The sequence below is a fragment of the Burkholderia pyrrocinia genome (assembly GCF_001028665.1).
Lineage (GTDB): Bacteria > Pseudomonadota > Gammaproteobacteria > Burkholderiales > Burkholderiaceae > Burkholderia > Burkholderia pyrrocinia.
In genome coordinates, this window is record NZ_CP011504.1 from 3,091,939 (window position 1) to 3,108,441 (window position 16,503).

13 protein-coding genes are annotated in these 16,503 nt (G+C 68.8%); 8 read left to right on the top strand and 5 right to left on the bottom strand.

Translation table 11 applies throughout. The features are described 5' to 3' along the window. Positions 1 to 77: 77 nt before the first annotated feature. The 4 genes from ABD05_RS29825 (at position 78) to ilvD (ending at position 6,527) form a co-directional block, all read left to right on the top strand. Positions 78 to 1,703: an APC family permease gene (locus tag ABD05_RS29825; RefSeq protein WP_047903513.1), complete on the top strand. Its 1,626-nt coding sequence runs from the start codon at positions 78 to 80 to the stop codon at positions 1,701 to 1,703. Between the two features lie 77 nt (positions 1,704 to 1,780). Then, positions 1,781 to 3,373, top strand: coding sequence for an aldehyde dehydrogenase (NADP(+)) (locus ABD05_RS29830; RefSeq protein WP_047903514.1), 1,593 nt, complete (start codon positions 1,781 to 1,783; stop codon positions 3,371 to 3,373). Then, complete coding sequence (locus tag ABD05_RS29835) at positions 3,366 to 4,388, top strand: Ldh family oxidoreductase (protein WP_047903515.1); 1,023 nt, start codon at positions 3,366 to 3,368, stop codon at positions 4,386 to 4,388. The genes ABD05_RS29830 and ABD05_RS29835 overlap by 8 nt, the downstream gene beginning before the upstream one ends. A 279-nt stretch (positions 4,389 to 4,667) precedes the next feature. Further along, positions 4,668 to 6,527 carry a dihydroxy-acid dehydratase gene (gene ilvD, locus ABD05_RS29840; protein ID WP_047903516.1) on the top strand — a complete coding sequence of 620 codons (1,860 nt, stop codon included), beginning with the start codon at positions 4,668 to 4,670 and terminating at the stop codon, positions 6,525 to 6,527. A 182-nt stretch (positions 6,528 to 6,709) separates the two neighbouring features. On the opposite strand, the gene ABD05_RS29845 is transcribed toward ilvD, so the two are convergent. Both ABD05_RS29845 and ABD05_RS29850 read right to left on the bottom strand, forming a co-directional pair. After that, positions 6,710 to 7,537 carry an SH3 domain-containing protein gene (locus tag ABD05_RS29845; RefSeq protein ID WP_047903517.1) on the bottom strand — a complete coding sequence of 276 codons (828 nt, stop codon included), beginning with the start codon at positions 7,535 to 7,537 and terminating at the stop codon, positions 6,710 to 6,712. 33 nt (positions 7,538 to 7,570) lie between these two features. Further along, positions 7,571 to 8,002 carry a hypothetical protein gene (locus tag ABD05_RS29850; RefSeq protein WP_047903518.1) on the bottom strand — a complete coding sequence of 144 codons (432 nt, stop codon included), beginning with the start codon at positions 8,000 to 8,002 and terminating at the stop codon, positions 7,571 to 7,573. A gap of 297 nt (positions 8,003 to 8,299) precedes the next feature. Here ABD05_RS29850 and ABD05_RS29855 point away from each other — a divergent pair, with 297 nt between their 5' ends. Together ABD05_RS29855 and ABD05_RS29860 are read left to right on the top strand one after the other, a co-directional pair. Then, on the top strand, positions 8,300 to 9,835 hold the full coding sequence (locus ABD05_RS29855) for a sigma-70 family RNA polymerase sigma factor (protein ID WP_047903519.1): 1,536 nt from the start codon (positions 8,300 to 8,302) through the stop codon (positions 9,833 to 9,835). Between the two features lie 182 nt (positions 9,836 to 10,017). Continuing rightward, positions 10,018 to 10,899 (top strand): helix-hairpin-helix domain-containing protein, encoded by an 882-nt coding sequence (locus ABD05_RS29860; RefSeq protein WP_047903520.1) that lies wholly within the window; start codon positions 10,018 to 10,020, stop codon positions 10,897 to 10,899. Between the two features lie 115 nt (positions 10,900 to 11,014). On the opposite strand, the gene ABD05_RS29865 is transcribed toward ABD05_RS29860, so the two are convergent. Further along, on the bottom strand, positions 11,015 to 11,440 hold the full coding sequence (locus ABD05_RS29865; RefSeq protein ID WP_047903521.1) for a helix-turn-helix domain-containing protein: 426 nt from the start codon (positions 11,438 to 11,440) through the stop codon (positions 11,015 to 11,017). A 140-nt stretch (positions 11,441 to 11,580) separates the two neighbouring features. On the opposite strand from ABD05_RS29865, the gene ABD05_RS29870 reads away from it, so the two are divergent. Then, on the top strand, positions 11,581 to 12,078 hold the full coding sequence (locus ABD05_RS29870) for a DUF2938 domain-containing protein (RefSeq protein ID WP_047903522.1): 498 nt from the start codon (positions 11,581 to 11,583) through the stop codon (positions 12,076 to 12,078). A gap of 153 nt (positions 12,079 to 12,231) precedes the next feature. Here ABD05_RS29870 and ABD05_RS29875 read toward each other — a convergent pair whose 3' ends face one another. Then, a complete protein-coding gene (locus tag ABD05_RS29875; RefSeq protein WP_047903523.1) occupies positions 12,232 to 12,672 on the bottom strand; it encodes a MarR family winged helix-turn-helix transcriptional regulator in 441 nt (146 codons plus the stop codon). A gap of 134 nt (positions 12,673 to 12,806) precedes the next feature. On the opposite strand from ABD05_RS29875, the gene ABD05_RS29880 reads away from it, so the two are divergent. Next, positions 12,807 to 14,336, top strand: a complete 1,530-nt coding sequence (locus ABD05_RS29880) for a DHA2 family efflux MFS transporter permease subunit (protein ID WP_047903524.1) — start codon at positions 12,807 to 12,809, stop codon at positions 14,334 to 14,336. A gap of 51 nt (positions 14,337 to 14,387) precedes the next feature. On the opposite strand, the gene ABD05_RS29885 is transcribed toward ABD05_RS29880, so the two are convergent. Beyond that, the gene (locus tag ABD05_RS29885; protein ID WP_047903525.1) at positions 14,388 to 15,902 is read right to left on the bottom strand and encodes an acetyl-CoA hydrolase/transferase family protein; all 1,515 of its coding nucleotides are present in this window, start codon (positions 15,900 to 15,902) and stop codon (positions 14,388 to 14,390) included. Between the last annotated feature and the right edge of the window lie 601 nt (positions 15,903 to 16,503).

Below are 16,503 nucleotides of genomic sequence, written 5' to 3' on the forward strand. Positions count from 1 at the left end.
GGCAGGCGTGCGCCGCTGCTCCGTCGGAGCGCGGCGCATACGACGCCTGCACCGCCATTCCCCCAGGAGACAAGCCCATGCCAGGCCAAGGCAACGCTCACCCGTCTGTCCCGCTTTCCCGTACCGCGCACTCCGACGCGGGTCACGGCAAGTTCAAGAAACAGTTGTCGCTGACCGATCTCACGTTCATCGGTCTCGGCGCCATTTTCGGTTCGGGGTGGCTGTTCGCCGCAAGCCACGTGTCGACGATCGCCGGCCCGGCCGGCATCTTCTCGTGGCTGCTCGGCGGCTTCGCGGTGCTGCTGCTCGGCATCGTCTACTGCGAACTCGGCGCTGCGCTGCCGCGCGCGGGCGGCGTGGTCCGCTACCCGGTGTTCTCGCACGGCCCGCTGCTCGGCTACCTGATGGGCTTCATCACGCTGATCGCCTTTTCGAGCCTGATCGCGATCGAAGTCGTCGCCGCGCGCCAATATGCAGCCGCGTGGTTTCCGGGCCTGACGGTCGAAGGGTCGAGCGACCCGACGACAATCGGCTGGCTCGTGCAGGCCGCGCTGCTCTGCTTCTTCTTTTACCTGAACTATTCGAGCGTGAAGACGTTCGCGAAGGCGAACAACATCATCAGCATCTTCAAGTTCATCGTGCCGCTCGCGGTGATCGGCGTGCTGTTCACGTTCTTCAAGCCCGCGAACCTGACCGTGCACGGTTTCGCGCCGTTCGGCATGCCGGGCATCGAGATGGCCGTATCCGCGGGCGGCATCATCTTCGCGTATCTCGGGCTCACGCCGATCGTGTCGGTCGCGAGCGAGGTGCGCAATCCGCAGCGCACGATCCCGATCGCGCTGATCCTGTCGATCCTGCTGTCGACGCTGATCTACGTGCTGCTGCAGCTCGCGTTCATCGGCAGCATCCCGACCGCGATGCTCGCCGGCGGCTGGCACGACATCAGCAAGGCGTTCACGCTGCCGTACCGCGACATCGCGCTCGCGCTCGGCGTCGGCTGGCTCGCTGTGATGGTCGTCGCCGACGCGATGATCTCGCCGAGCGGCTGCGGCAACATCTACATGAACGCGACGCCGCGCGTGGTCTACGGCTGGGCGAAGACGGGCACCTTCTTCAAGGTGTTCACGCGCGTCGACGAAGCGTCGGGCATCCCGCGCGCGGGCCTGTGGCTCACGTTCGGCCTCGCGATCTTCTGGACGATGCCGTTCCCGTCGTGGGAAGCGCTGATCAACATCGTGTCGGCCGCGCTGGTGCTGAGCTACGCGGTCGCGCCCGTATCGGTCGCCGCGCTGCGCCGCACCGCGCCCGACCTGCCGCGGCCGTTCCGCGCGAGCGCATTCGGCATCACCGGGCCCGCGTCGTTCGTGATCGCCGCGCTGATCGTCTACTGGTCGGGCTGGAGCACGGTGTCCTGGCTGCTCGGCCTGCAGATCGCGATGTTCGTCATCTATCTCGCGTGCCGCCGCTGGGTGCCGACCGCGCACCTGAGCCTCGCCGAACAGGTGCGCTCGTCCGCGTGGCTGATCGCGTTTTATGCCGCAATGATCGTGCTGTCGTATCTCGGCGGTTTCGGCGGCACGGGCCAACTCGCGCACCCGTACGACACGGTCGTCGTCGCGGCCGTCGCGCTCGTCATCTACTACTGGGGTGCGAATACCGGCGTGCGTTCCGACAAGCTGCAGCTCGACGACGACGAGAACTGACGCACCCGCCCCCTTTCTCACCGTCACTCCGGCCGGGCGCACCACGCCCGGCCCCTGTTTTTTTTTCGAGGAAAACCATGCAACTCACAGGTCAGCTCCTGATCGGCCAGTCAGCCGTCGCCGGACAGAACGGCACCCTCCACGCGATCGCCGCCGCGACGGGCGAGCCACTCCAACCTGCTTTCGGCGGCGCGAGCCTGCACGACCTGGAGACGGCCTGTGCGCTCGCCGACGACGCGTTCGACACGTATCGCGAAACGACGCTCGACGCGCGCGCCGCATTTCTCGACGCAATCGGCCGCCACATCATGGCGCTCGGCGACGACCTGATCGAGCGCTGCGTCGCCGAAACGGGCCTGCCGCGCGCACGCATCGAAGGCGAACGCGGCCGCACGGTCGGCCAGCTCGCGCTGTTCGCGTCGCTGGTGCGCGACGGCGGCTTTCTCGATGCACGGATCGATCCGGCGCGCCCCGAGCGCAAGCCGCTGCCGCGTGTCGACCTGCGCCTGCGCAACGTCGCGGTCGGGCCCGTCGCCGTGTTCGGCGCGTCGAATTTCCCGCTCGCGTTCTCGGTCGCCGGCGGCGATACGGCCTCGGCACTCGCGGCCGGCTGCCCGGTGATCGTCAAGGCGCATTCCGCACATCCCGGCACGTCGGAACTCGTCGGCCGCGCGATCCAGCAGGCCGCCCGCGAATGCGGGATGCCGGCCGGCGTGTTCTCGCTGCTGTTCGACGCGTCGCGCGAGATCGGCCAGGCGCTCGTCGCCGATCCGCGCATCAAGGCCGTCGGCTTCACCGGCTCGCGTCGCGGCGGCGTCGCGCTGATGCACATCGCGGCCGCACGCCCCGAGCCGATTCCCGTCTATGCGGAAATGAGCTCGATCAATCCGGTGCTGCTGTTTCCCGCCGCGCTCGATGCGCGTCACGATGCGATCGCGCCGCAGTTCGTCGCATCGCTCACGCTCGGCGCCGGCCAGTTCTGCACGAACCCGGGCCTCGTGCTCGCGGTCGACGGCCCGGCGCTGCGCGCGTTCGAAGCCGCAGCGGCCGATGCCGTGCGCGCGGCGGCCGCGCAGACGATGCTGACGCCGCACATCCACGCGAGCTACACGCAAGGCGTCGCGGCGCTGCGCGGGCACGATGCGGTCGAATTGCTCGCGGAAGGCGTCGAGGGCAGTCGCTATCAGGCACGCGCGGCGCTGTTCGCGACGTCGGCCGACGCGTTCATCGCGCGCCCCGAACTGCGCGAGGAAGTGTTCGGCCCCGCTTCGCTGATCGTGCGCTGCCCGGACGCCGACACGCTGCATCGCGTACTGAAGTCGCTCGAAGGCCAGTTGACGATCGCCGCGCATCTCGCCGACGGCGACACGTCGCTGTTCGCCGCGCTGCGCCCGACGCTCGAGCGCAAGGCCGGCCGCATTCTCGTCAACGGTTTCGGCACCGGCGTCGAGGTCGGCCATGCGATGGTGCACGGCGGCCCGTTCCCGGCGACGTCCGACACGCGCACGACGTCCGTCGGCGCACGCGCGATCGAGCGCTTCCTGCGCCCCGTGTCGTACCAGGACCTGCCGGACGCGCTGTTGCCGGAAGCGATCCGCAACGGCAATCCGCTGAACGTGCCGCAGCGCATCGACGGCGTGCCCGCGCCGCGCGAGGTGAACCATGTCTGAGCAAACCGCCGAAGTCGTCCTGTCGCTCGACGAAGTCCATGCGCTCGCGCTGCGCGTGCTGACGCACAACGGGATGTCCGACGCGCATGCGCGGGCCATCGCCAACGTGATCACGCAGGGCCAGCGCGACGAATGCCATTCGCATGGCGTGTACCGGCTGCTCGTCTGCGTGCGTTCGCTGCGCAAGGGCAAGGTCGATCCGCAAGCGGTGCCGACGCTGCGCCGGCTGTCGTCGTCGATCGTCGCGGTCGACGCGCATCGCGGCTTCTCGCTGCTGAGCTTCGAAACCGGGCTGCCCGTGCTCGTCGAGATGGCGAAGCAGCACGGGATCGCCGCGATGGCGATCAACCATTGCTACCACTTCTCCGCGCTGTGGCCCGAGGTCGAGGCGATCGCGGCCGAGGGGCTGGTCGGCATCGCGATGAACCCGAGCCATAGCTGGGTCGCGCCGGAAGGCGGCCGCGAACCCGTGTTCGGCACGAACCCGATCGCGTTCGCGTGGCCGCGCCCGGGCGGCGAGCCGTTCGTGTTCGATTTCGCGACGAGCGCGATCGCGCGCGGCGACATCGAGCTGCACGCGAAGCAAGGCAAGGCGATTCCGCCGCACTGGGCGATCGACGCCGACGGCCAGCCGACCACCGATCCAAAGGCCGCGCTGCAGGGCGCGATGCGCACGTTCGGCGGCCACAAGGGCTCGGCGCTCGCGGCGATGGTCGAACTGCTCGGCGGCGCGCTGATCGGCGACATGACGAGCCAGGAATCGATGGACTTCGACGAAGGCATCGGCGCGACGCCGTGTCACGGCGAGCTCGTGATCGCGTTCGATCCGAAGGTGTTCCTCGGCGACGATCTCGACGCGGGGCTCGCGCGCGGCGAGCGGATGTTCGGGTCGATCGTCGCGCAGGGCGCGCGGCTGCCGTCGCAACGGCGCTTCGACGCCCGCGCGCGCAGCATCGCGAACGGCGTGCGGATTCCGACGGCGCTTTACGACGAGATCCTGACGCTGCTCGACTGACGCCGGAACGCGGAGGCGGCGCGCATGCATCGTCGATAAAGCGCCATCCGGCCGCCTCCCGGACCGGCCGCGCGGGCGTCCCGCAACCGCCCGCGCGGGCCGCGCCGCGCACATCGCACGCGCCGGCCGCCGGCCCCGCGGGCGCCACGCCCGCGGCGGCTGTGGGATAATCGCCCGGTTTGCCCAGGGCGCAGCTCAAGAGGTTGTTCGCACGGGCGCGAGAGAGGCCTTTATTCCCGTGCCTCCACCCTTTTCCGCGATATTTCTTCAGCAACCACAATGCCCACTTACCGTTCCAAAACCTCCACCGCCGGCCGCAACATGGCAGGTGCGCGCTCGCTGTGGCGCGCCACCGGCATGAAAGACGACGATTTCTCGAAGCCGATCATCGCGGTCGTCAACTCGTTCACCCAGTTCGTGCCCGGGCACGTGCACCTGAAGGATCTCGGCCAGCTCGTCGCGCGCGAAATCGAGGCTGCCGGCGGCGTCGCGAAGGAATTCAACACGATCGCGGTCGACGACGGCATCGCGATGGGCCACGACGGCATGCTCTATTCGCTGCCGAGCCGCGACATCATCGCCGACTCGGTCGAATACATGGTGAACGCGCACTGCGCGGACGCGATGGTATGCATCTCGAACTGCGACAAGATCACGCCGGGGATGCTGATGGCCGCGATGCGCCTCAACATCCCGGTGATCTTCGTGTCGGGCGGCCCGATGGAAGCCGGCAAGACGCGCCTCGCGAACCCGGTCACCAAGACCGTCGAACTGAAGAAGCTCGACCTCGTCGACGCGATGGTGATCGCGGTCGACCCGTCGTATTCCGACGCCGAAGTCGCCGAAGTCGAACGTTCGGCCTGCCCGACCTGCGGCTCGTGCTCGGGCATGTTCACCGCGAACTCGATGAACTGCCTGACCGAAGCGCTCGGCCTGTCGCTGCCCGGCAACGGCACGGTAGTCGCCACGCACGCCGATCGCGAGCAACTGTTCAAGCGCGCCGGCCGCCGCATCGTCGAGCTGACCCGCCAGCACTACGAGCAGGACGACGAACGCGTGCTGCCGCGCTCGGTCGGCTTCAAGGCGTTCGAGAACGCAATGACGCTCGACATCGCGATGGGCGGTTCGACCAACACGATCCTGCACCTGCTGGCGATCGCGCAGGAAGCCGGCATCGACTTCACGATGAAGGACATCGACCGCCTGTCGCGCGTCGTGCCGCAGTTGTGCAAGGTCGCGCCGAACACGAACAAGTACCACATCGAGGACGTGCACCGCGCCGGCGGCATCATGGCGATCCTCGGCGAGCTCGAGCGCGCCGGCAAGCTGCACACCGACGTGCCGACCGTGCACGCACCGACGCTGAAGGACGCGCTCGACCAGTGGGACATCGTCCGCACGCAGGACGACGCGGTCCGCACGTTCTACCTGGCCGGCCCGGCCGGCATCCCGACGCAGGTCGCGTTCAGCCAGGACACGCGCTGGCCGAGCCTCGACCTCGACCGCGCCGAAGGCTGCATCCGCTCGTACGAGCATGCGTTCTCGAAGGAAGGCGGCCTCGCCGTGCTGACGGGCAACATCGCGCTCGACGGCTGCGTGGTGAAGACGGCCGGTGTCGACGAGAGCATCCTCGTGTTCGAAGGCTCGGCTCACGTGACCGAATCGCAGGATGAAGCGGTCGAGAACATCCTCAACGACAAGGTCAAGGCCGGCGACATCGTGATCGTGCGCTACGAAGGCCCGAAGGGCGGCCCCGGCATGCAGGAAATGCTCTACCCGACCAGCTACATCAAGTCGAAGGGGCTCGGCAAGGCATGCGCGCTGCTGACGGACGGCCGCTTCTCGGGCGGCACGTCGGGCCTGTCGATCGGTCACTGCTCGCCGGAAGCGGCAGCGGGCGGCGCGATCGGCCTCGTGCGCGACGGCGACAAGATCCGCATCGACATCCCGAACCGCACGATCGACGTGCTGGTTTCGGACGACGAACTGGCGCGCCGCCGCGAAGAGCAGAACGCGAAGGGCTGGAAGCCGGCGCAGCCGCGCCCGCGCAAGGTGTCCGCGGCGCTGAAGGCCTACGCGAAGCTGGTCATGTCGGCCGACAAGGGTGCGGTGCGCGACCTGTCGCTGCTCGACGACTGACGGGTCGGCCTACCGGCGACGGTCGGCCGGCGACGGGTACCGGCAACGGGCATCCCATCCGGTCGGGCTGCGGGCCATACAACCGCCTGACCGCCCGCTCGCCCGCTCGCCCGATCCAGAAGCCGCTCTCCGGAGCGGCTTTTTTTCGTCCGGCGCGCGGCGAACCCGCCGCGCCGGCGCCGTCAGCGACGGAATTCGTCGGATCCGACGCCTCCTGCGCCACCGCCGCCGTGGCTACCGCCGCCATTTCCACCACCTTGCGGCCGCACGTAACCGCCGCCACCGCCACCACCACCGCCGCCACCTCCTCCTCCCTGACGCATCGGCGGCGGCATCGCACGGACTTCACCGCCCGGTGCGGGTGATGGATGCATGACGGCCGGCGGCGGGCTTGCCGAACGAGCATTGCCCGCCGCGCCCGGCATCGGCGCAGGTGCCGCCGGCGGCTGCGTACGGTTCGCTCCGTTCCAGCCGCCGCGCGTGGCCGACGGCCGCGCATCATGCGGCCCAGGCGACGGGCCGCCCGGCGCGGCCTGGATCGGCCCGCCCGGCTGCGGACGGCCCTGTCCCGGCGGGAACCCGCCGGGGCCGAGCCGCGGTTCCGCGCGATGCGCCCAGCGATCGCGGTCGTGGAACCACGGGCGGTGCCGGTAATAACGATCCCAGTACGCGGCGATCGCGAATCCGGTCACCGGGACGCCGATGATCGCGCCGTATTCGAGCACCGGCACGTAGCTGCCCTGGTACGGATACGCAAGCAACTGCGCATCGATCCAGCCGCGCACGCCCGGCAGCGCGACGTCGCACCACGAGTAGTCGCTCAGGCAGCCGAATACGTCCAGCGCCGTGTCGGGCGGGAGCTCCGCGACCACCGGATAATCAGGCGCCGGCCCGGCGAACAGTTCGGCCGGCGAGTTCGTGTAAGCGGTGCTCTGCGCATCGGCGACGCCTGGCGCGGCCGCGAGGCCAAGCAGGACGACGCACAGACTTCGGACAATCGTGTTGCTCATGATGCTCTCCCGCGCGGCCCCGCCGCACGTCGGTCAGTGCCGATGGCCGCCGCCCCAGTGGCCGCCGCCCCAATGCCCGCCGCCCCACGGACGATGCCAGTACCCGCCGCGCCCGCCCCAGTATCCACCGCCCCAACGGCCCCAGAAGCCGATCGTGACGGGCGGCCCGTACCAGCCCGGGTAGTACGCGGGGTAGTAGTACGGATACGGCGGCGGCACATAGGCCGGCACGACATAGACCGGCGCCGGCGTGCCGACGTCGGCCGACGTGTCGGGCGCGGTGGGCGCCGGCGAAACGGCCGGACCGGGCGCGGCCGGTGCAACCGGAATCTCGCGCTGCGTTACCGTGGCGGGCACCGGTGCGTAATAAGGCGCATAGCCGTACGGGCTCGTGTAGTAGCAGCCGCCGAGCGTCAGCGCGGACAACGCGATGACGGCGGGTCTCGCGGCGGGAATCGGGTTCATCTCGTGCTCCGGCAAAATCCGCGCGCCGCCGCCGGGCGCGCGCCTGACTCTAGCTTACGTCCCCTGCAGATTTCAGCGGGTATGATCGGTTACTTTTTGTTTCCTGCGCCGGCGGTGGTGCGGGTATGCTGCGTGCTGGCCCGTCTGCCGCGCCCGCGTTGAAGTTGGCGCAAATGCCCTCAACTTGAACGATGTCAGGCTGACCGGCGCGGACGAGCGTTCGCGGACACCCGGCGGCCGGAAACCGGCAGACTTCGGTCCGCCCCCGACAGGAGCGCGGCTCACGCCGCCATCGACATGACTACGCCACGCCCCACTCCCCGGGCGGACACGCCGCTCGATCCGATCATCCAGTTGCTGGCGCTCGCCGGCGAACAGGGTTATCTGACGCACGCCGACCTCGTCGACGCGCTGCCGCCCGAAAGCGACAGCGCCGACGCGCTCGACGTCGTGCGCGCCGCGCTCGCCGACATCGGCATCGCCGTGCTCGACGAGCCGGCCGCACCTGCGCCGTTCGCCGGCCCGGCACCTGTCGATGTCGATCGCGACACGCTCGACGAAGGCCGGGCCGTGCTTGGCGACCTCGCACGCGGCACGAGCGCGTCGACCGATCCGCTCGCGCTCTACATGCGGCGCATGCAGGCGGTGCCGCTGCTCACGCGCGAAGGTGAAATCGTGCTCGCCCGCGAAATCGAGACGGGCCGCCACCAGGTGCTGCACGCGCTCGCCGGCTGTCCGGCGGCGGTCGACGCGCTGCTTGCGCGTCACCGTGCAACGGGTGCCGCCAGCGCAACCGGATCGCCCGATGACGGCGACGGCGACACGCCCGTGCCCGCCAGCTACGACGCGCTGCAGGCAGCCGTGTCGGCGCTGCGCGGCGCATTGCTTGCGCATGGCTGCCGTTCGGACGAATACCGCGACGCGCGCAACCGCATGGCTGCCCTGCTCGGTTCGATCGCGTGGGTCGCGCCGGCCGTCGATGACGCAAGCCGCGTCGTGCGCGCGCTCGCGGCAGCACCGCATGACGCCGCCGCGGGCGAAGCCGGCTGCTTCGACGCGGTCGCCCGGCGTGCCCTCGCGGCAGCGCTGACCGACGGCCAGCAGAAGGTGCACGACGCGACACGCGCGATGCTCGAGGCGAACCTGCGGCTCGTGCTGTCGATCGCGCGCAAGTACATGAACCGCGGCATCGACCTGCCCGATCTCGTGCAGGACGGCTGTCTCGGCCTGATGCGCGCGATCGAGAAATTCGAATATCGGCGCGGGTTCAAGTTCTCGACCTATGCGACCTGGTGGATCCGCCAGGCGGTCGCGCGCGCGGTCGCGGATCGCTCGCGCACGATCCGCGTGCCCGTGCACGTCGGCGACCAGTACCAGCGTGTACGGCGGCATGCGCTGCGCTTTCGCCAGCGCACCGGCCGCCAGGCAACGCCTGCCGAACTCGCGGCCGAAACCGGGTTCGACGAGGACAAGCTGCGCGCGGTGCTCGCGCTGCCCGCCGAGCCCGTCTCGCTCGACACGCCGCTGCCCGACACGGACACCGGCCTCGTGGACCTGATCGAGGATCGTGCGTCGGCCAGCCCGTTCGAGCAACTGGCCGACACACGCATGCGCGAATGCGTGACGTCGCTGCTGCGTTCGGTCACGCCGGCCGAGGCCGACGTGCTGCGCCGGCGGTTCGGCCTCGGCGGCACCGAGCCCGATACGTACGACGCGATCGCGCAGGACGCGGGCATGTCGCGCGAACGCGTGCGGCAGATCGAGAAGCGGGCGCTCGCCGCGCTGCGCACGGCCGCCGAGGCCGAGAACGCGCAGTCGTTTCTCGACGCGTAATCGCGTCACGCGACGCACGGTCGTGCCGGCATGCGGCACGACCGTACACTCCGCGCCTGTGTTACGTTTGCGATTTGATGTGCATCAAGTTTTGCACGTCGTGCGTCGCGACAATGATCAAAAGCCGACCGGCGCATCGCTCGCCGCGTCCATTCCGTTTGTGCTTCCCCGGGTCCCTCTCCATGCAGTCGACCGCCAGCCAAACGTACGAGGAAAACCGGCACATCGCGGCATGCCTGCGCGAGGCCGCGCAGTGGCTTGCCGACCAGGGCGCGAATCCTTACCGCGTCGCTGCGTACCGCGCGTCGGCCGATACGGTCGATGTACTCGACCGCAACCTCCGCACATTGTTCGAAGCCGGCGGCGTCGATGCGCTGGGCGCACTGCCCGACATCGGCACGGGTGTCGCGCAGGCGATCGCCGAGTTGCTGGTGACGGGACGCTGGCGCCAGCTCGACCGGCTGCGCGGCGATGCCGAACGGACGTCCGCATTCGAGGCCGTGCCGGGTATCGGCCACGCGCTCGCGCTGCGCATTCACGACACGCTGCACATCGACACGCTCGAGGAGCTCGAACGCGCGGCCCGCAACGGCCAGCTCGAAACGATCGCGGGCGTCGGCCCGCGGCGTGCGGTCGGCATCCGCACCGCGCTCGACGACGTGCTGAGCCGCCGCCGGCGCTGGCAGGGCCACGTGGAAAACGCCGGCCCCGGCACGGAGCCGCCCATCGAGCTGCTGCTCTACATCGATCGCCAGTACCGCAACAAGGCCGCCGCCGGCATGCTGCCGATGCTCACGCACCGACGCATGAACGCGGACGACTACGTGCCGCCGCCCGTGATGCACATGACGAAAGGCGGCTGGCATTTCACGGCGCTGTGCCTGCACGCCGCCGCGCGCACGCCGGAATCCGGCCACACGATGGACTGGGTTTCGCTCTATTTCTACGACGCGGTGCAGTGCGAACACCAGCGCACCGTCTTCACCGAAACGTTCGGCTCGCTCGTCGGCAAGCGCATCGTGCGCGGGCGCGAGATGGAGTGCCGCGTGTATTACGCGGGATGAGTCATGCGTCGGACGTCTTGTTGACGACGTCCGGCCGCACTGGCGCAGCGCGCCGCCCGGTAGTCCGACCGACTCCGCCACCCGTCGATGCACGCGCATCGCGCAGGCGGACGACTTACGCGCCGTCCGCCTTGGTACGGCGCGCCGGATGACGATGCGCGGCGATCCGCAGCAGCTTCTGGAACGACGGACATTCGAGATGGTTCGGCGCCGGACACACGGCCGCATGCCGCAGCGCATCGCGCACGGCGCCGAGACGGCGAATCGTGCGATCGAGTTCGTCGGCCTTGCCGTCGAGCTTCGCGCGATCGATCGCGGGCCGGCCGTCCGCGCCGACCATCGCGAGGATGTCGTCGAGCGAAAAACCGGCCTCGCGGCCGAGCGCGATCAACGCCAGGCGCTCCAGCACCGATTCGTCGTATTGCCGCCGCAGCCCATGCCGGCCGGTCGGGACGATCAGCCCCTTCTCCTCGTAGTAGCGCAGCGTCGACGCGGGCAATCCCGTGCGCCGCGCGACGTCCGCAATGTCCAGACGGCTCATGCTTGACCTCAAGTTAACTTGAAGTTGCAAGATAGTCGCTCGACTTCGTAAAGACAAGCGTGGACCGCCATGAAACCGCTGAAACCGACTCGTATTCCGCTGCGCCGCGCAGCCGTCGCCGTTCGCCGCGGAGGTGCGCGATGAGCCCGCCCGACGTCCTGCTCGACCTGCTGCCGATCGGCGCGGGCGCCACCCTCGTGATGGATCTGTGGACGCTGTTCCGGCAGCGTGCGTTCGGCATTCCGTCGCTCGACTATGCACTGGTCGGCCGCTGGGTCGGCCACATGATGCACGGCCGGTTCCGGCATGTGTCGATCGTCGCCGCACCGCCCGTGCCGGGCGAGCGTGCGCTCGGCTGGATCGCGCATTACGCGATCGGCATCGCGTTCGCGGCGCTGCCCGTCGCGATCGCGGGCACGGAATGGATCGGCACGCCGACGCCGCTCCCCGCGCTCGTGGCCGGCCTCGCCAGCGTGGTCGCACCGTTCTTCGTGATGCAGCCTGCGTTCGGCTTCGGCATTGCGGCGTCGCGCACGCCGCATCCGGGCGTCGCGCGCCGACGCAGTCTCGTCACGCATCTGTCGTACGGCGTGGGGCTCTATCTGGCGGCGTTCACGCTCGCGGCGCTGGCCCGTTGAGCACACGGCTTTGCAGGAGCCATGCCGGGTGGGTCCGGGTCCGGCTCGGCCGGCCGTCGCCGAAACCCGCGCTACGTCGTGCCCGTGCCATGTCTCCCGGCGTTCCCGTCGTTTTCGATCCCGCCATCCGGCGCGCCCGGATGGCGACGCGCATCATTCGCCGCCGCAGTCGATCAGGTTGTGGCGCACGCGCCCGAGAAGCCGCACCAGCGTATCGCGCTCGTCGGGCGTGAAGCCGCGCAGCCCGTCGTCGGCGACGGTATCGCCGACTTCGAGCATCTGCGGAAAGATCTCGCGCGACTTGTCGGTCAGCCGGATCACGAACGCGCGGCGGTCGTCGTCGTTCGCGATGCGTTCGATCCAGCCATAAGCTTCCATCCGGTCGAGCAGCCGCGTGAGCGAGATCGGCGTGATCTCGAGCCATTCGGCGAGCCGCGCCTGGTTCATCTCGCCCTTCCAAGTCAGGTACGCGAGCACGCGGCTTTGCGCACGCGTCAGCCCGATGCGCTTCGCGCGCCGGTCGAACAGGCGTCCTTGCAGGCGGGCTACGTCTGAAATCAGGTAGCCGATCCGGTTCTCGTAGGTCTTGTCCATCCGGCGATTATAGGGTCAAGCCGTCACTGGCCCTCGGCTCGAGACCCGGCGATAAGCAGATATATAATAAGCGTGCTTATAATTCGAGTCATGTCGGATCGCCGCCCACGGCGACCGCCCCACGGAGACACCGCTTGAACCCCGCCGCCGACGCCCCCGCCTCGCCCGCCCTGAACCGGCCGATGCTGACCCTGTCGATCATGCTCGCCACGCTGATCCAGACCCTCGACAGCACGATCGCGAACGTCGCGCTGCCGCACATGCAGGGCACGCTGTCCGCGTCGCAGGACGAGATCACGTGGGTGCTGACCTCCTATATCGTTGCCGCGGCAATCGCGACGCCGCTCACCGGCTGGCTGTCCGACCGGCTGAGCGTCAAGCGGCTGCTGATCGTGTCGATCGCGGGTTTCACGGTCGCATCGGCGCTGTGCGGGCTGTCCGAAACGCTCGTGCAGATCGTCGGCGCGCGGCTGCTGCAGGGCGTGTTCGGCGCTTCGCTGGTGCCGCTGTCGCAGTCGATCCTGCTCGACATCAACCCGCGCGAGAAACAGGGCCAGGCGATGGCGATCTGGGGGATGGGCGTGATGGTCGGCCCGATCCTCGGCCCGACGCTCGGCGGCTGGCTCACCGACAGCTACAACTGGCGCTGGGTGTTCTTCATCAACGTGCCGATCGGCGCGCTCGCGCTGGCCGGCGTGATGACCTTCCTGCCCGCGCGCGCACCGCGCCCACACGTGAAATTCGACGCGTTCGGCTTCGCGACGCTGGCGCTCGCGATCGGCGCGTTCCAGGCGATGCTCGACCGCGGCGAACAACTCGACTGGTTCGGTTCATACGAAATCCGCATCGAGGCGCTCGTCGCGGCGCTCGGCTTCGCGTTCTTCCTCGTGCATACGGCGACCGTCGGCAAGGCGTCGTTCTTCAAGTCGGAACTGCTGCGCGACCCGAACTTCGCAACCGGCACGCTGTTCATCTTCGTCGTCGGCGCGGTGCTGTACGCGACGCGCGCGCTGCTGCCGCCGATGCTGCAGAACCTGATGGGCTACCCGGTCGCGACGACGGGCCTCGTCACCGCGCCGAGCGGCGCGGGCACGATGATCGCGATGCTATTCGTCGGGCGGCTGCTGAAATACGTGGATGCGCGGCTGCTGCTGCTCGCGGGGCTGTCGATCTCAGCGCTCGCGCTGTGGCAGATGATGCAGTACACGGCGGTGCTGTCCGAGTCGGACATCGTGTGGCCAGGCGTCGTCCAGGGCTTCGGCCTGGGGCTCGTGTTCGTGCCGCTGAGCGCGCTGTCGTTCTCGACGCTGCCGCCCGACCTGCGTGCGGACGGCACGGCCACCTACAGCCTGATGCGCAACATCGGCAGCAGTATCGGCATCTCGATCGTGCAGACGCTGATGACGCGCAACACGCAGGTCGCGCATGCCGACCTCGCGACCCACATCACGCCGTTCAACCCGGCCGTGCAGGCGATGGCCGGCAGCCGGCTCGACTTCGCACTGCTCGACCGCACGATCAACCAGCAGGCGACGATGATCGCGTACCTGAACGACTTCAAGCTGATGTTCGTCGCGACGCTGCTGATGATTCCGCTGTTGCTGCTGATCCGCCCGCCGCAGAAAACGGCGAGCGTCGATGTCGCGCACGCGGCGATGGATTGACGATCACGGCGAGCGCACGCGCGGCGCGCGCCCGCTTCGCGCCGCGCCTCGTCAGACCTTCATCGTCCCGGTCCGCACGTAGCGCTCGTGCCACGACAGCGCTTCGGCAAGCAGGTGCGGCGTGTGCTTGCCGAAGCTCTCGCGCGACGCACGCTCAAAGTAGTCCTCGAGCATCGGCCGGTAATCCGGGTGCGCGCAGGTCGCGATGACCTTGCGTGCGCGCTGCTTCGGCGACAGGCCGCGCAGGTCAGCGAGGCCCTGCTCGGTGACGACCACCGCGACGTCGTGCTCGGTATGGTCGACGTGGCTCGCCATCGGCACGATCCGCGAGATCGCGCCGCCCTTCGCGGTACTCGCCGACATGAAGCACGACAGGTAGCCGTTGCGCGCGAAGTCGCCCGAACCGCCGATGCCGTTCTGGATCTTCGTACCCATCACGTGCGTCGAGTTCACGTTGCCGTAGATGTCGGCCTCGATCATCCCGTTCATCGCGATGCAGCCGAGGCGGCGCACGAGTTCCGGATGGTTGCTGATCTCCTGCGAGCGCAGCACGATCTTCTCGCGGAACGTCGCGATCTCGTCGGCGAAGCGCTGCACGGCGGCCGGGCTCAGCGACAGCGCGGTGGCCGACGCGAAGCTGAGCGTGCCGTCGTCGAGCAGGTCGAGCATGGCGTCCTGGATCACTTCGGTGTACGCGGTGAGGTTCGAGAAGCCGGCCGAGCTGAGTTCCGCGAGCACCGCGTTCGTGATGTTGCCGACGCCCGACTGCAGCGGCAGCAGGTTTTCAGGCAGGCGGCCGCGCTTCACTTCGTGGCGCAGGAAGTCGATCAGTTGCAGCGCGATCTGCTTCGACGTTTCGTCCGGCGCGGAGAACGCATTGCTGCGATCGGGCGCGTCGGTCTCGACGATCGCGACGATCTTGTCGGCCGGACAGCGCAGGTACGGCTCGCCGATCCGGTCGTCGCTTTTCGTCAGCGGAATCGGCTTGCGATGCGGCGGCAGCGCGGTGCCGTAGTAAATGTCGTGCATCCCGTCGAGGCCGAGCGGCTGGCGCGAATTGACCTCGAGGATCACGTGCTTCGCGCGTTCGAGCCACGTCTTGTTGTTGCCGATCGACGCGGACGGAATCAGCAGCCCGTCCTCGCGAATGCCCGCGACTTCGACGATCGCGACGTCGAGATCGCCGTATAGCCCGAACCATGCGTATTGCGCGACGTGGCTCAGGTGGACGTCCTGGTAGTCGACTTCGCCGCTGTTGATCTTGTCGCGCAGCGTCGGGTCAGACTGGTACGGCAGCCGCATCGAGATGCCGTTGGTGCGGGCGAGCGCGCCGTCGAGTTCCGGCGCGGTCGACGCGCCCGTCAGCACGTTGATCCGGAAGTCCTCGCCGCGCGCGTGAGCCGCGTCGATGTGGGCGGCAAGCGCGGCCGGTACGGCCTTCGGATAGCCCGACCCGGTGAAGCCGCTCATGGCGACGGTCATGCCGGGACGGATCAGCGCGGCGGCTTCGTCGGCGGTGCGGACGAGCGAACGCAGGGCGGGAGCAAGGATGCGTGATGAAGACATGGCTGGTTTCTGACGCTTTGGTCTGTCGTTGACGTCGCGGGGGGTGTCTCCGGAGCGACATGAAGCCCTTGGGGCCGCGCGGGGCGGCCGGCACCACAGGCATGGTCGGAGTATCGCAGAGGCGATCGCCGCGAAATGTCCGCTGGATGCAAAAGATCCTTGCCGGATTTGCCGGGTATCGAACGACCGTTCTGTGACAGGCGCTCCGCATGAACCGGATGCACCGGATGCACCGGATGCACACGAAAGGTGCATGAAAGCAGCGAGCCGAATGGCCAGCCGACGATCGCCAACCCATGCGTATTAATCAGCGGATTCCCATTGGAATTTATCGCCTGTCCATCGACAATTGCCGACCCGCTTGCGGCGCGGCCAATTGTCGCCCGATGCGCCTTTTCCGGGCCTGTCGCAGGTCAAGGTCGCATGCGCCGCGCGCCGTCCGCCGGCAGGTACGAAAAGCACTGCCGCGCCGGCCTTCGAGGCCCGTCCGTCCTTGACAGCCGCGTGATGCGAACCACACTGGAATACGGGCCCGGCCGCCGCGTTTGCGCGCCCTTTCGCACGCCCGGTTTTCGACCGGCCACGCCCCGCAAGACGCGGT

Excerpts from the sequence above, each read along its gene's own strand:
- ABD05_RS29850 (WP_047903518.1), bottom strand. The coding sequence starts at position 8,002 with ATGAACCCGATTCCCGCCGCGAGACCCGCCGTCATCGCGTTGTCCGCG.
- ABD05_RS29860 (WP_047903520.1), top strand. The coding sequence starts at position 10,018 with ATGCAGTCGACCGCCAGCCAAACGTACGAGGAAAACCGGCACATCGCG.
- ABD05_RS29870 (WP_047903522.1), top strand. The coding sequence starts at position 11,581 with ATGAGCCCGCCCGACGTCCTGCTCGACCTGCTGCCGATCGGCGCGGGC.
- ABD05_RS29885 (WP_047903525.1), bottom strand. The coding sequence starts at position 15,902 with ATGTCTTCATCACGCATCCTTGCTCCCGCCCTGCGTTCGCTCGTCCGC.
- ABD05_RS29875 (WP_047903523.1), bottom strand. The coding sequence starts at position 12,672 with ATGGACAAGACCTACGAGAACCGGATCGGCTACCTGATTTCAGACGTA.
- ABD05_RS29845 (WP_047903517.1), bottom strand. The coding sequence starts at position 7,537 with ATGAGCAACACGATTGTCCGAAGTCTGTGCGTCGTCCTGCTTGGCCTC.
- ABD05_RS29865 (WP_047903521.1), bottom strand. The coding sequence starts at position 11,440 with ATGAGCCGTCTGGACATTGCGGACGTCGCGCGGCGCACGGGATTGCCC.
- ABD05_RS29825 (WP_047903513.1), top strand. The coding sequence starts at position 78 with ATGCCAGGCCAAGGCAACGCTCACCCGTCTGTCCCGCTTTCCCGTACC.
- ABD05_RS29855 (WP_047903519.1), top strand. The coding sequence starts at position 8,300 with ATGACTACGCCACGCCCCACTCCCCGGGCGGACACGCCGCTCGATCCG.
- ABD05_RS29835 (WP_047903515.1), top strand. The coding sequence starts at position 3,366 with ATGTCTGAGCAAACCGCCGAAGTCGTCCTGTCGCTCGACGAAGTCCAT.
- ilvD (WP_047903516.1), top strand. The coding sequence starts at position 4,668 with ATGCCCACTTACCGTTCCAAAACCTCCACCGCCGGCCGCAACATGGCA.
- ABD05_RS29830 (WP_047903514.1), top strand. The coding sequence starts at position 1,781 with ATGCAACTCACAGGTCAGCTCCTGATCGGCCAGTCAGCCGTCGCCGGA.